The 14,877-nt window shown below is 41.6% G+C and carries 9 protein-coding genes and 1 pseudogene; 6 read left to right on the top strand and 4 right to left on the bottom strand.

Going from position 1 to position 14,877, the window contains the following annotated elements; translation table 11 throughout:
* Positions 1 to 7 precede the first annotated feature (7 nt).
* From ileS to OC25_RS22980, 5 genes are all read left to right on the top strand, one after another.
* Positions 8 to 3,409: an isoleucine--tRNA ligase gene (gene ileS, locus OC25_RS23000; RefSeq protein ID WP_039481379.1), complete on the top strand. Its 3,402-nt coding sequence runs from the start codon at positions 8 to 10 to the stop codon at positions 3,407 to 3,409.
* A gap of 30 nt (positions 3,410 to 3,439) precedes the next feature.
* Entirely contained in the window at positions 3,440 to 3,823 is a 384-nt protein-coding gene (locus OC25_RS22995) for a TraR/DksA family transcriptional regulator (RefSeq protein ID WP_039481375.1), read from the top strand.
* Positions 3,823 to 4,425: a lipoprotein signal peptidase gene (locus tag OC25_RS22990; RefSeq protein WP_039481371.1), complete on the top strand. Its 603-nt coding sequence runs from the start codon at positions 3,823 to 3,825 to the stop codon at positions 4,423 to 4,425. The genes OC25_RS22995 and OC25_RS22990 overlap by 1 nt, the downstream gene beginning before the upstream one ends.
* Before the next feature lie 267 nt (positions 4,426 to 4,692).
* Positions 4,693 to 5,208 carry a DUF4269 domain-containing protein gene (locus OC25_RS22985; RefSeq protein WP_039481368.1) on the top strand — a complete coding sequence of 172 codons (516 nt, stop codon included), beginning with the start codon at positions 4,693 to 4,695 and terminating at the stop codon, positions 5,206 to 5,208.
* Between the two features lie 181 nt (positions 5,209 to 5,389).
* Positions 5,390 to 6,070 (top strand): 3-keto-disaccharide hydrolase, encoded by a 681-nt coding sequence (locus OC25_RS22980; RefSeq protein WP_039481365.1) that lies wholly within the window; start codon positions 5,390 to 5,392, stop codon positions 6,068 to 6,070.
* 285 nt (positions 6,071 to 6,355) lie between these two features.
* Here the strand turns inward: OC25_RS22980 and odhB are convergent, their stop codons facing one another.
* The 3 genes from odhB to OC25_RS22965 all read right to left on the bottom strand — a co-directional run bounded on the left by odhB (position 6,356) and on the right by OC25_RS22965 (position 11,934).
* Positions 6,356 to 7,582 (bottom strand): 2-oxoglutarate dehydrogenase complex dihydrolipoyllysine-residue succinyltransferase, encoded by a 1,227-nt coding sequence (gene odhB / locus OC25_RS22975; protein ID WP_039481362.1) that lies wholly within the window; start codon positions 7,580 to 7,582, stop codon positions 6,356 to 6,358.
* 84 nt (positions 7,583 to 7,666) lie between these two features.
* Positions 7,667 to 10,462, bottom strand: a complete 2,796-nt coding sequence (locus tag OC25_RS22970; RefSeq protein ID WP_039481359.1) for a 2-oxoglutarate dehydrogenase E1 component — start codon at positions 10,460 to 10,462, stop codon at positions 7,667 to 7,669.
* Positions 10,463 to 10,659: 197 nt separating this feature from the next.
* Entirely contained in the window at positions 10,660 to 11,934 is a 1,275-nt protein-coding gene (locus tag OC25_RS22965) for a DASH family cryptochrome (protein ID WP_039481356.1), read from the bottom strand.
* A gap of 171 nt (positions 11,935 to 12,105) precedes the next feature.
* Between OC25_RS22965 and OC25_RS22960 the strand changes: the two genes are divergently transcribed.
* Complete coding sequence (locus tag OC25_RS22960; RefSeq protein WP_039481453.1) at positions 12,106 to 13,011, top strand: TIGR01777 family oxidoreductase; 906 nt, start codon at positions 12,106 to 12,108, stop codon at positions 13,009 to 13,011.
* Between the two features lie 1,310 nt (positions 13,012 to 14,321).
* Here the strand turns inward: OC25_RS22960 and OC25_RS22955 are convergent.
* Positions 14,322 to 14,877: pseudogene (locus OC25_RS22955) on the bottom strand (hypothetical protein); the annotation flags it as partial.

Below are 14,877 nucleotides of genomic sequence, written 5' to 3'. Positions count from 1 at the left end.
TTGATTGATGTATAGCGAATTTAAACAACTGGAACTTGCCAAAATAGGGCAAGAAATACTGGATTTCTGGAAAAAGGAAAATATCTTTGAAAAAAGCATTTCATCCCGCCCGAAATCTAATCCGTTTACTTTTTACGAAGGTCCGCCTTCTGCCAATGGCATGCCGGGGATTCACCACGTAATGGCGCGAGCGATTAAGGATATTTTTTGCCGTTACAAAACGTTAAAAGGCTACCAGGTAAAACGCAAAGGTGGCTGGGATACACATGGGTTGCCTATTGAGCTTGCTGTGGAGAAAAAACTGGGCATTACCAAAGAAGATATTGGCAAGAAAATCAGCGTAGACGAATACAACGAAGCCTGCCGTACCGAAGTAATGCGTTATACAGATGTTTGGAACGACCTGACCGAGAAAATGGGTTACTGGGTTGATCTTGAAAATCCGTATATCACCTACGAAAACGAATACATTGAAACCCTTTGGTGGATTTTAAAACAACTTTACAGCAAAGGATTTTTATATAAAGGTTATACCGTTCAACCCTACTCGCCAGCAGCGGGTACAGGTTTAAGCTCGCACGAGCTAAACCAACCAGGCACTTATAAAGATGTAAGTGACACCACAATTGTGGCACAGTTTAAAACCATCGAAGCTACTTTACCTGAAGCTTTAAAAGGTTTTGGAGTAGTTCACTTTTTAGCCTGGACTACTACCCCATGGACTTTACCAAGTAACACGGCATTAACCGTAGGCCCAAAAATTGACTATGTATTGGTTAAAACTTTTAACCAGTATACTTTCGAGCCTGTTCAGGTAGTTTTGGCCAAAGCTTTGGTTGGCAAACAATTTGCCGGAAAATACTTTTTAGCCGAAAACGATGAAGCTTTTGCGAGCTATAAAGCTGAAGATAAAAAAATCCCTTACAGCATACTGGCCGAGTTTGTGGGTGCAGATTTAGTGGGCATTAAATACGAACAATTATTGCCTTATGCGCTGCCTTACCAAAATCCGGAAAATGCTTTCAGGGTAATTTCGGGCGATTTTGTTACCACCGAAGATGGTACCGGTATTGTACACACGGCGCCTACTTTTGGTGCAGATGATGCCCGGGTAGCTAAACTGGCTACACCAGAAGTACCACCCATGTTGGTACTGGATGAAAAAGGCAACGCTGTGCCACTGGTAGATTTGCAAGGTAAATTTATTGCATCACTAGGCGGAAACTACGGTGGCAAATACGTTAAAAACGAATATTACAAAGATGGCGAAGCTCCTGAAAAATCAGTTGATGTAGAAATCGCCATCCAGTTAAAAGAAGAAAACAAAGCCTTTAAGGTAGAAAAATACGTGCATACCTATCCACACTGCTGGAGAACCGATAAACCTGTTTTATATTATCCGCTGGATAGCTGGTTTATCAAAACTACTGCAGTTAAAGATAAAATGGTGCAGCTGAACAAAGGTATCAACTGGAAACCAGAATCGACCGGAACAGGCCGTTTTGGCAACTGGTTAGAAAACCTGGTTGACTGGAACTTATCGCGCTCGCGTTATTGGGGAACACCATTACCAATCTGGCGTACTGCCGATGGATTGGAAGAGAAATGTATTGGCTCTATTGCTGAGCTGAATACAGAAATTGCCAAATCAATTGAAGCAGGTTTTATGCCGGCAGGTTTTGAACTGAAAGATATGCACCGCCCTTATGTGGATGATGTGATCTTAACTTCATCGAAAGGCGAAAAAATGACCCGCGAAACCGACCTTATTGATGTTTGGTTTGACAGTGGTGCCATGCCTTATGCACAATGGCACTTCCCGTTCGAAAACAAAGCAGAGTTTGAAAATGCTTATGCTGCAGATTTTATTGCAGAGGGTGTAGATCAAACCCGTGGCTGGTTCTTTACCTTACATGCCATTGCGGTAATGTTGAGCGAAGCCAGCGATGAGATTAAAGCGGTAAATGCTAAAGTTGGCAACCCGGGTGTGGCTTTCAAAAATGTAGTTTCGAACGGTTTGGTACTGGATAAAAACGGTAACAAAATGTCGAAACGTTTGGGTAATGCGGTTGATCCGTTCAGTACCATCGAAACTTACAGTGCCGATGCTACCCGCTGGTACATGATCAGCAATGCATCGCCATGGGATAACCTGAAATTCAGCCTGGAGGGATTGGATGAAGTGCGCCGTAAATTCTTCGGTACGCTTTACAATACCTATGCTTTCTTTGCACTTTATGCCAACATCGATAAGTTCGAAATAGACAAAAACAACTTAAGCAAAGTTGAAGACCGTACGGAATTAGACCGTTGGATTTTATCGTTATTGCAGAACCTGATCAGCGAAGTTGATGAAAGCTACAATACTTACGAGCCAACCAAAGCTACCCGTGCTATCCAAACCTTTGTTGATGAGCATTTGAGTAACTGGTACATCAGGTTAAGCCGCCGCCGTTTCTGGAAAGGTGAAATGACCGAAGATAAACGCGCAGCTTACGAAACGCTTTATACCTGTTTAGAAACGCTGGCCCAGTTAATGAGTCCGGTGGCACCATTCTTTGCCGATTGGTTATACAGAAACCTGAGCGTTACCGATGCGCAGGCAGCAGAATCGGTACACTTAACCTTATGGAAAGAAGCTGATCAAAGCCTGATCGATAATGCCCTGAACGAAAGAATGCTTTATGCACAGGATATTTCTTCGATGGTTTTATCGTTACGTAAAAAATCGGGCATTAACGTGCGTCAGCCTTTAGAGAAAATCTTAATCCCATCGTTAAATGGCGATTTCGAACAAAAAATCTCAAAAGTTGCCGATTATATCCTTTCAGAAACCAATGTGAAGCACATCGAATTTATTACCGATACGCATGGCATTGTGAAGAAAAAGCTAAAACCAAACTTTAAATCGTTAGGTAAAAAAGTGGGTAAAGATATGAGCATCGTAAAAGAGGCTTTAGAAAACATGACCCAGGATGATATCCAGCGCCTTGAAGTTGATGGTTACATTAATGTTTTTGGTAGCGACAATATTCAGCATGCCATTGATTTAAACGATGATGTAGAAATTTTTGCTGAAGATATTCCGGGATGGCAGGTAACCAACCTGGGCAGTTTAACCGTAGCGCTTGATGTAACCATTACGGAAGAGCTGAAACAGGAAGGTATTTCGCGCGAGCTGGTTAACCGCATCCAGAATTTACGTAAAGAACTGAACTTTGAGGTAACCGACAGGATTAAAGTTTCGCTACAAAATGATAACTTGGTAGCCAATGCTGTGGCTGGTAACAAGGCTTACATTTGCGATGAGATCTTAGCTGATACACTAGAATTAACAGATACCGTAAATAATGCAAACAAAATCGTGATTGATGATGTTGAGTTAAGCATTTCGGTAACTAAAATATAAATCCATATATTAGAAAACTAAATTACAAACATGGAAAACAGTAATAAAACGCGCTACTCAGACAGTGAACTTCAGGAATTTAAAGAATTAATTCAAGATAAATTGCGCATGGCTAAAGAGGAACTTAATGCATTAACTGCATCGTTAAGCAATCCTAACGCCAATGGAACAGAAGATACTTCAGGTGCTTACAAAACACTGGAAGACGGTTCGGCAACGATGGAAAAAGAGCAAATCAACCAATTGGCTGCCCGTCAGAAAAAGTTTATCGATAACCTGGAAAATGCCCTGGTACGTATTGAAAACAAAACCTATGGTATTTGCCGCGAAACTGGCAAGCTGATCCAGAAAGAACGTTTACGTGCTGTACCTCATGCTACTTTAAGTATGGAAGCTAAATTAAAGCAGGGTTAATGAAAGGCTATACAAAACCTTTAATACTTATCTTTTTGGTTTTATTGGCCGATCAGCTGATTAAAACCTGGGTAAAAACACACATGTACCTTGGCCAGGAGTTCCACATTATCGGAAAATGGTGTATCATCCATTTCACCGAAAATAACGGAATGGCCTTCGGAATGGAATTTGGCGGCGAGTTTGGTAAACTGGCTTTATCGCTTTTCCGCATTGCAGCGGTAGGTGGTATTGGTTATGGTTTACATTATTTAATTAAGCATAAATACCACCGCGGATTGATTTTAAATGTAGCCCTGATTTTTTCGGGTGCATTAGGTAACATTATCGATTCGGTATTTTATGGCAAAATTTATGGCTACGAAAGCTGGTTTCACGGCCGTGTGGTGGATATGTTTTATTTCCCGATTGCGGAAGGACATTTCCCGAGCTGGTTCCCAATCTGGGGTGGCGAAGAGTTTGTTTTCTTCAGGCCGGTTTTTAACCTTGCTGACGCTGCTATTTCAGTTGGGGTAATACTAATCCTGATCTTCCAGAAAAACTACTTTAAAGAAGATGTAAAGGATGATGTGAGCATTAACAGTGAAATTGTAGAGGATTAATCAAATCAATTGTCATTCTGAGCTTGTCGAAGAATACTCAATACCCAATAAAAAACAAAGCCCATTTCTTAACTGAGATGGGCTTTGTATTTTTAAAGGTCCATCATTGCTGAGGAGGTTTTCTTATTCTATCTCTCCTACCGGTCGGTGACACACCGACCGGAGCCTATCACTTACCGAGATTTTCCTATCGACTGGTGCAAGACCAACCGACCCCAGCTACATTAACAATACGTTTATTAACTTTGGCAACAAAATCCGGCTGCAATGATCAACTTTCTCGACATTTCCTATCTCCAATCGGGAAACGAAAAGCAAAAGCAAGCTTATCAGCTTTTGACCGAGCACCAGATCATGGAGAAATTAGCGGCATTTACTCCTGTTCTGGCTGGTACCATCCCCATTAACATCGATATTGAAAGCAGCGATCTGGATATCATTTGCTACATGCAGGATAAAACAGCGTTTACAAAAACATTAACTGATCTTTTTCAAAACGAGAAAGGATTTAAAATCACAGAGAATCCAGGCTTTCAATCCATCAAAGCAAACTTCTTTATAGTTGATTTTGAGTTCGAAATTTTCGGTCAGGCCATACCTGCAACACAACAAAATGCCTATCGGCACATGCTTATCGAACATCGGATTTTATTGGAGAGGGGTGAAATTTTCAGGCAGGAGATCATCAGGTTGAAGAATAAGGGCATTAAAACCGAGCCTGCCTTTGCACAACTGCTGGGTTTAAAAGGGGATCCTTATGAGGCACTTTTAGGGCTCGAATAGTTCCTAATCTATCCGTAGAGTTCCGAAGGGTTCTACGGATTTCAGCATGGAAAAGAGTCTTCGACTCGTACGCATTTATTGAGTTTGAAAACTCAAATCCATCCCAACGCTTCGCTTAACTCTACGAACAGGATATCGCTTTAAAATCTTATATTTGAAATAACCAAAACCAAATATACCTATGAAATTATACGCAGCATTAGTCCTGTTTATTACTTTTAGCACACCGCTATTCGCCCAAAAGAGCCTTTTTAACGGAAAAGATTTAAAAGGCTGGCATGTAGATGTACCCGCGATGGATAAAAAACCCGATACTATTAATCCATTTATTGTACGTAATGGTATGCTGGTAAGTTTAGGTACCCCGGGTGGACACTTAATAACGGATAAAACTTACAAAAACTACCAGTTAACCGTGCAATACCGTTTTGCAGGCAAGCCCGGCAACTGTGGCGTTTTAGTACATGCCTCAACCCCAAGGGCTTTGTACGGCATGTTTCCAAAATCATTAGAGGTGCAAATGCAACACAAAGATGCCGGCGATTTCTGGTGCATTGAAGAAGACATTACAGTACCGGATATGGTTGCCAGACGGGGTCCGAAAGAGAACTGGGGCGTAAATGGCGATAAATTGCGCCGCATTAAAAACCTGACTGATGGTAGTGAAAAACCCGTTGGCGAGTGGAATACCATGGTTATTCAATGTTTAAACAACGAAGTTAAAGTTTGGGTAAACGGTGCATTGGTAAATGATGGCACCAACTGTACGGCAAGTAGCGGACAGATTGCTTTACAGGCAGAAGGTAGCGAGGTAGAGTTTAAACAACTGGATATTAAAACAATTAAGGAATTGTCGAAATAGGATTACATAGCGAAATCGTTAGTCGGGATTGAACTCAGGATTTTTAATCCTTAACTATAAACACTCGGGGTGGAACCAATCCTACTTGAATAATGAGCTTAGAGAACTATCGAAAAGCTATACTCAATGATTAGCCAGCTCCTTCGACAAGCTCAGGATGACAGTCTCATTTTAGAAAATTTAACGTTAATTCTATTTTTTGAAGCAAAAAAGAAGTCAAGTTTTATAGCACAATGGCTATTAAACTTGACTTCTTTTATTTAGGATAGCGATCTCCGTAAGAGATTAAACGCCTAGTAACAATCTAGCCGGGTCTTCTAATAATTGTTTCACACGAACTAAGAAACCAACTGACTCGCGTCCGTCGATAATTCTGTGATCGTAAGATAAAGCAACATACATCATCGGACGGATTACCACTTCACCTTTTTCGGCAACCGGACGCTCAACAATGTTGTGCATACCTAAAATAGCCGATTGTGGTGCGTTGATAATCGGAGTCGACATCATTGAACCAAATACGCCACCGTTGGTGATGGTAAATGTTCCGCCAGTCATTTCTTCGATGGTTAATTTGCTATCGCGTGCTTTTAAAGCGAGCTCTAATACCGATTTCTCAATCTGTGCCAAAGTCATGCTCTCTGCGTTACGGATTACCGGAACCACCAAACCTTTTGGTGCAGATACTGCGATAGAAATATCAGCAAAATCATTGTAAACCAATTCTTCGCCTTCAATACGGCCATTTACAGCAGGGAAATCTTTTAAAGCTTCGGTAACGGCTTTAGTGAAAAAGCTCATAAAACCTAAACCAACACCAAATTTCTCTTTAAACTGGTCTTTATACTTTCCGCGTAAATCCATAATTGGTTTCATGTTAACCTCGTTAAAGGTGGTTAACATAGCGGTTTCATTTTTAACAGCAACCAAACGTTTTGCAACTGTTCTACGTAATGGCGACATTTTTTCGCGACGCTCGCCACGGCTACCAGCCGGAGCTGCAGCAGCAACAGGAGCAGTGGCTTTTGGTGCCTCGGCTTTTTTACCAGCTTCTGCTTTTACAGCATCATCTTTGGTAATACGGCCATCAACACCAGTACCTTTTACAGCAGATGCATCGATACCTTTTTCGGCAAGGATTTTACCTGCAGCAGGTGAAGGAGTACCTGTAGCATAGCTTTCGCCAGATTTTTCAGCAACCGGAGCTGCAGTTTTTTCTTCAGCAACAACTGCTTTTTCTTCAGCTTTTGGCGCATCAGCTTTAGCAGGAGCTGCACCACCATCTTCAATTTTACAAACTACTGCACCAATGGCTAAAGTATCGCCTTCAGCTGCTATGGTTTTTAAAGTTCCAGCTTGTTCTGCAGTTAATTCGAATGTAGCCTTATCCGATTCTAATTCAGCAATCACTTCATCCATTTCAACAACATCTCCATCGTTTTTTATCCAACGCGATAAAACAACTTCTGTTATCGACTCACCTACAGGTGGAACTTTTATCTCTAAACTCATAATATAAAATATGTCTTTATTATCTTTTTAATGATCAAATTTCAATAATCAAACACTCAACGCCAAACGCTTAACGCTAAGCACTTAGTCTATCTGAACTAATTTTTTTGTTGCTTTTTTAGCAATATCTTTCACATCTTCTGTTACCGGAATTTCGAAAGCTTTGGCTAAAATATAAGCTTGCTGGTTAGCGTGTTGTTTTGCAAAACCTGTGGCTGTACTGCTGCTTTCTCTTCTCGAAATTACATCAATGCCTTTCAATGCAGTTTTGTACAACTTGCGGAACAAGTATGGCCATGCGCCCATATTCTCTGGCTCTTCCTGTACCCAGAAAATATCTTTAGCGTTTTTGTATTTTTTCTGAATGGCTTCCATCTGATCAACTGGCGTTGGATACAATTGCTCTACACGAACAAGTGCAACATGTTTCAATTTATCAGCTTGTTGTTTCTCCAGTAATTCGTAGTAAATTTTACCGCTACAGAATACCACGCGGCTTACATCGGCCACTTTAGCATTTGCATCATCAATTACCTCTTTAAAGCCACCTTCAGTAAATTCGTCTAATTTAGAAACACAAGCCGGATGACGCAATAAGCTTTTTGGTGTAAATACAACCAAAGGTTTACGGAAATCGCGTTTAAACTGACGACGTAAAACATGGAAGAAGTTAGCCGGAGTAGAACAATTTACAACCTGCATGTTATAATCGGCACAAAGCTCCATAAAACGCTCAATACGTGCTGATGAGTGTTCTGGTCCCTGACCTTCGTAACCGTGAGGCAATAGCATTACCAAACCGTTTTCGCGTTGCCATTTGGTTTCGGCACTTGCGATATACTGATCGACAACAATCTGTGCTCCGTTAAAGAAATCGCCAAATTGTGCTTCCCAGATGGTTAAAGCGTTAGGGTTAGCCATGGCATAACCATATTCGAAACCTAAAACGCCATATTCTGATAAGTGCGAGTTGTAAATATCAAAAGCAGCCTGCTGATCTGAAATATTAGCCAATGGTACATATTCTTCCTCGCTGTCTTCTAAGGTTAAAACCGCATGACGGTGAGAGAAAGTACCACGCTCTACATCCTGGCCACTTAAACGAACACGTTTGCCTTCTGATAACAAAGTACCATAAGCCAGTTGCTCGCCCATTGCCCAATCGAAAACATGCGTTTCGTTAACCATTTTGGTACGCTCGGCAAATAGCTTTTCGATTTTTTTGAAGAACTTTTTATTTGATGGTAAAGTGGTAATGCGTTTACCAATTTCCAGTAAAGTTGTTTTTTTAACTGCCGTAACCGGAGAGGCTTCGAAATCTTTAGGTGTAGCCATCCGCAGATCGGCCCATGCACCACCAAATTTCACTTCGCTATTGCTTGCCACAAATTCTTTAGCTTCGTTTAAGCGTTCCTGCAAGATACCACGGAAATCTTTTTCCATTTCTTTTGCCAACCCTGCTTCCAGTTTACCTTCTTTGGTTAACTGCGCTACATAGATTTCTCTTGGGTTAGGGTGCTTTTCGATGGTTTTGTACAATAAAGGCTGCGTGAATTTAGGCTCATCAGACTCATTGTGACCGAAACGACGATAACAAAGGATATCGATGAAAACATCGTTTTTATATTTTTGACGGTATTCCATCGCCAGGTTAATGGCATAAACCAAAGCTTCAGGATCATCGCCATTTACGTGGAAAACAGGCGATAAAGTTACTTTAGCAATATCCGTACAGTAAGTACTGGTACGTGCATCTTTATAGTTAGTGGTAAAACCAATCTGGTTGTTAATTACCAGGTGAATGGTACCACCTGTTTTATAACCTTCCAAACCAGCCATCTGGATTACTTCGTAAACAATACCTTGTCCGGCAACCGAGGCATCACCATGGATCAAAATCGGTGCTAAACGGCTGTTGTCGCCACCATATTTAAAATCGATTTTAGAACGGCTCATACCTTCTACCACCCCATCAACAGTTTCTAAGTGCGATGGATTTGGGCATAAACTTAAGTGAACGCTTTTACCCGCATTGGTAGTTACATCGGTAGAATAACCTAAATGGTATTTTACGTCGCCACCAAAAGGGGTATCAGGGTTGTAGCTTTTACCTTCAAACTCGGCAAAAATATCTTTATAGGTTTTTTGCATGATATTGGCCAGCACGTTTAAACGACCGCGGTGCGCCATACCAATTACAAACTCTTCAATACCCAGTTCTGCACCTTTTTCAATTACCGAATCCAATGCAGGGATTAAAGCTTCTGCCCCTTCCAATGAGAAACGTTTCTGACCTAAGAATTTGGTTCCCAGGAAATTTTCGAAACTTACTGCTTCGTTTAATTTTTGCAGGATACGTTTTTTCTCCTCGATAGAGAAATTAGGGGTATTGCGTACACTTTCCATTTTTTGCTGAATCCAGTTCAACACTTCAGGTGTACGTAAAAATTTAAATTCAGCTCCGATAGAGCCTACATAAGTTTGTTTTAAAACAGCAATAATATCTTTCAGCTTTGCAGCGCCGATACCAAGTTCTACACCAGAGTTGAAAACGGTTTCCAGATCTGCATCAGTAAGCCCAAAGTTAGAAAGCTCTAAGGTTGGTAAATGTTTGCGTCTTTCGCGTACCGGGTTGGTATGCGTAAATAAGTGACCGCGGCTACGGTAGCCATCAATCAGGTTAAGCACATTAACCTCTTTTAAAAATTGTTCCGGAGTTTCTACGGTTACTGCGGTGGCTTCTGATCCTCTTCCAAAATCGAAACCTTCAAAAAACTTTTGCCAACCAAATTCAACTGATTCAGGATCCTGCTGATACGACTGATATAACGCATCTATATATTCGGCATTTGCGCCGTTAAGATAAGATAAACTATCCATTATTAACTATTTACTATAAGCATTACAAAATTAGAATTTTACCTAACATTATCGGCAAAAAACCACATTAAAAATAAGAATAACTGAATTTTTAATAATTGATTTATTGAAAGATATATCCTGAACCCTAATCATTGGTTAAAGAAATACACTAAGTCATTCAATCCACCAAAAAATCAATGCTCATCTCCTCACAACTATGATGCCCAAGTGGTCGCATAATTACCTTTTGGATCGAGATTTTTAATGTTTTTATCGAGATCGAAAACACTTTTCGATTTTTGGTCGTTACCTACACCCGCAACATTGGCCCAGTTACCCCAGTTACTTGCCGGATTGTAATCGATTAGTTTTTCTTCAAAATAAGCGGCGCCTAAAACCCAGCTTACCTCCAAATTATTGATGAGGTAAAGGGCTGCCGTTTGGCGGGCAATGTTCGAAATAAAACCGGTTTGGTTTAACTCCGTCATTACCGCATCAACTACCGCAAAACCGGTTTGCCCGTTACGCCATTTACTAAAGTTCTCCTGTTCATTGGCTACATCAACCAAACCCTGGCTTCCAAACCCATCCGGATGGAAAAAAGTATTACCATATTTCTTAAACATGAAACGGAAATAATCTCTCCACAACAAGCCTAATAAAATATGGTTAAACATGGCTTTGGTATTGGGCACACCTTCCATTTTTTTTATTTCCCAGTATACCTTACGGGGCGATAAACTGCCCATAGCCAGCCAGGCCGATAGTTTCGAAGCTAAAATTAAATTCTTGGTGGTAGCAGCCTGCTGCATGGCTACAATAACCTTTTGCAAATGCACCAAACCTTCGGTTTCACCACCGGTAAATTCAAAGTCGGCACGCTGGTCTTTTTCAGGCGCCGAAAGATTCAATTCGGCCAGTGACGGCAGGGTACCCCAATCAATTACTTCGGCCACATTAATGCGATCTGGCGCTGCAAAGCAAGGTTTGATAATCGAATCGCGCTCAATTTTCTTTTTAAACTGGTTAAACGCGTCGGGGATATCTTTTATCGGAAAAGGTAAATCTTCTTTATTATATAAGGTATGGCCAATAAAGTGTTTCAGGTTAATGCGCAGCTTCCAAAGCGCATTCTCAACCAATGTGGACACATGCGTTTCTTCGCGGGCTACCTCGCGGTGGTGGTACACTTCGGTAATTTCATATTCCTGTACCAGTTGCGGAATAATATCTTCGGGGTTCCCTGCAGCAATAAGCAAATTGCCACCGATTTGTTTTAAGGAGTTGCGTAAACCTAAAACGCTTTCTAAAATGAACTGCGCCCTGATGTTGCCGGTTTTCAGGGTACCGTATTTGGTTTCGCCAAACAAGCGGTGATCTAAAATATAAACGGGCAAAATCGAATCAGATTTAGCAATCGCTTCGACCAACATTTCATTATCATGTAAGCGAAGATCGTTTCTAAACCAGACTAAAATTTTTTTGGACATCTTTTATCGAAAAGGAGTATAAGAACGCGTTTACAAATTTATTTTATTTTTCCACTTCATCAAACCCTTAAACAATTCTTTACAAACAGGTAACAAAAGGATCATCAGCCTTTTAATCTCGTTTTAATCTCCATGCAAAAAACCCTTTTGTATCTTTGGTGTTTTAAAAACATGGCAAAGAAAATACTGATTACGGGCGCTACAGGACTTGTTGGCACAGCACTAAAAAAGCAGCTGTTAAGCAGGGGTTATGGGGTAAATACACTTTCGCGAAAAAACAGCAAAGATCCCAATAATTTCACCTGGGATGTTTACCAGGGAACGATTGACCCTGCCTGTATTGCTGGTGTAGATGCAGTGGTGCATTTAGCCGGCGAAGCGGTAGCAGATAAAAAGTGGACCCCTGAACGGAAGCAACAGATTATCGATAGCCGGGTAAAATCGACCGAGCTCCTTTTCAACACCATAAAATCAGCAGCCAGCCACCAAATCAAATCTTTTATTTCCTCATCTGCCGTGGGCTATTACGGCGATTGCGGCGATGAAATTCTCACAGAAGAAAGTGCAAATGGCTATGGCTTTTTAGCCGAATGCTGCAAACTTTGGGAAGATGCCGTAGATGAAGGCAAAAAACTAAGCCTGCGCATTGTTAAATTGCGCACGGGTATTGTGTTGAGCACCGAGGGTGGTGCATTGCCACAACTTGCCCAGCCGGTTAAGCTATTTGCCGGTGCTGCACTGGATAGCGGAAAACAATGGACGCCATGGCTGCACATTGATGATATGGTTGAAATGTATATCGACGCGATTGAAAACCCCAAAATGGAAGGGAACTACAATGCCTGCGCGCCTTTTCCGGTTACCAACAAAGCGCTTACCAAAGCCCTGGCCAAACAGCTGCATCGCCCTTTCTGGCCAATTCATGTACCTAAAGCGGCCTTAAACCTCTTACTGGGCGAACGCACGGAGGCGGTTTTAATGAGTAGTAATACTTCTGCACAGAAAATTCTGGATGCAGGTTTTAAATTCAGGTTTACGCATTTGGATGAGGCACTGAAGGCGCTCTATAGAGGTTAATGTCATGCTGAGTGCAACGAAGCATCTCATACCTTTACCACCACCGGTTCAGCCACGGAGGCACGGATGACACGGAATGTAATACCCATGGCTGTCGTGCTGAGGGGTAATTTCTTTTATAAAAATCAATATGAATGACAGCCTCTCTGAGGTCGTCATTTCGAGCGAAGTGCAACGTAGCCGAGAAATCTGTCTCAATAGATTTCTCCGTTCCGCCACCGGTGAAAAACCGGCCGGCGCCAGTCGAAATGACGATTCTTTTACGGAACTTTCAATGGTAGTGCAACGAAGCATCTCTTACCTTTACCACCACCGGTTTAGCCACGGAGGCACCGATAACACGGAATGATAATAACCATAGCTGTCATGCCGAGCGCAACGAAGCATCTCTTACCTTTACCACCGGTTTAGCCACGGAAGCACCGATAACCCGGAATATAATGCCCATAGCTGTCATGCTGAGGGGAACGAAGCATCTCTTACCTTTACCACCACCGGTTTAGCCACGGAGGCACTGAAAACACGGAATGTAATACCCATGGCTGTCATGCTGAGTGCAACGAAGCATCTCTTACCTTTTACCCCAAATTAGCCACGGAAGCACTGAAAACACGGAATGTAATACCCATAGCTGTCATGCTGAGGGGTAATTTATTTTATAAAAATCAATATGAATGACAGGGAGAGCCTAACGGCATTGATCTACTCGAAAAATCGTCATTGCGAGAAGCAACGACGAAGCAATCTTTCATGCCGGTAATTCTTGCTATAAAGATTGCTTCGTCGGCTGAAAAAGCCTTCTCGCAATGACGACATTCTTAGGTGTCTGTCAATGGTAGTGCAACGAAGCATCTCATACCTTTACCACCACCGGTTTAGCCACGGAGGCACGGATGACACGGAATGATAACAACCATAGCTGTCATCACTTACCGCTCCCCCAATCTAACCACCGGCCACAAAATACACCAACCGGTTAAAAGCAAACATGAGCCACTTGCATCAAAGCATAGAACCTAACACCCTGACCAAACGTCAGTTGCACCTAAACATATCGAATTGGAGGCTGACCAAACGTCAGATGCAGGCAAACATACGAGGCTAACACACTAACAATTGATACTGGCGACCAAACATACAACACTTGCAGGCAAACATAGCTTGCTGGCACACTAACAATTGATACTTGCACAAACACCTCCGATACAAGCAAACCATCATATCATTGTGGAAGCTAAACTTAAGATACTTAAATTAAAACAGAGTGCGTTGAAGCGTTAACAATTGACAGTTTCAATCAGATAAAGCACTTAAATTTTTCCCTTTTTGTGCCTGGGTCGCGTTTGATAAGCCAATGTAACCAGCAAACTAAATAAAACGAATAAAGAAACTATCCAAACCAACATATTTAACAAATGCCTTTCGTACGAAACATATTTATTTAACATATAAGGTGTAAGTGGCAATAATCTTTTAGTGGTATCGAGCGGATTCGTTCCGGAATCTGTATAAAATTGAGGAGTTTTATCTAGGCTTCCATTTACTTTCCCGTACCAAACTTTCCCCAAAGCATAATTGGTAAGCGTATCGGGCATCGTGATGCGTTGCTGGTGCTCCAATTGTTCCTTGTTAAGCGCAATCTTCGGTTTACGCAAATCATTGTTATCGCAGTTAATGGGTTCGTAATGCTGGCCTGTCCAATACATGCACTGCTCTGTTGGCTTCGCTGTACGAATAGTTTTATCTGCATTATTTCTCCAGAACCAATAAACAATACCGATTATAAGAATTGTAATTATTGATGTGGTGATTTTAAAAAGAATATGATTATTTTTTGGCGGAGTAGGAGGCGGCGGCGGGGGTGGT

Origin of the sequence: Pedobacter kyungheensis (assembly GCF_000812965.1) — a bacterium.
Taxonomy (GTDB): Bacteria; Bacteroidota; Bacteroidia; order Sphingobacteriales; family Sphingobacteriaceae; genus Pedobacter; species Pedobacter kyungheensis.
The sequence above is the reverse complement of the archived record's forward strand: the minus strand, read 5'-3'. Positions and strand labels throughout refer to the sequence as shown.

Bases quoted from the DNA above. Each gene is read 5' to 3' on its own strand.
- ileS (WP_039481379.1), top strand. From the start codon at position 8: ATGTATAGCGAATTTAAACAACTGGAACTTGCCAAAATAGGGCAAGAA.
- OC25_RS22970 (WP_039481359.1), bottom strand. From the start codon at position 10,462: ATGGATAGTTTATCTTATCTTAACGGCGCAAATGCCGAATATATAGAT.
- OC25_RS22985 (WP_039481368.1), top strand. From the start codon at position 4,693: ATGATCAACTTTCTCGACATTTCCTATCTCCAATCGGGAAACGAAAAG.
- odhB (WP_039481362.1), bottom strand. From the start codon at position 7,582: ATGAGTTTAGAGATAAAAGTTCCACCTGTAGGTGAGTCGATAACAGAA.
- OC25_RS22965 (WP_039481356.1), bottom strand. From the start codon at position 11,934: ATGTCCAAAAAAATTTTAGTCTGGTTTAGAAACGATCTTCGCTTACAT.
- OC25_RS22960 (WP_039481453.1), top strand. From the start codon at position 12,106: ATGGCAAAGAAAATACTGATTACGGGCGCTACAGGACTTGTTGGCACA.
- OC25_RS22980 (WP_039481365.1), top strand. From the start codon at position 5,390: ATGAAATTATACGCAGCATTAGTCCTGTTTATTACTTTTAGCACACCG.
- OC25_RS22990 (WP_039481371.1), top strand. From the start codon at position 3,823: ATGAAAGGCTATACAAAACCTTTAATACTTATCTTTTTGGTTTTATTG.
- OC25_RS22995 (WP_039481375.1), top strand. From the start codon at position 3,440: ATGGAAAACAGTAATAAAACGCGCTACTCAGACAGTGAACTTCAGGAA.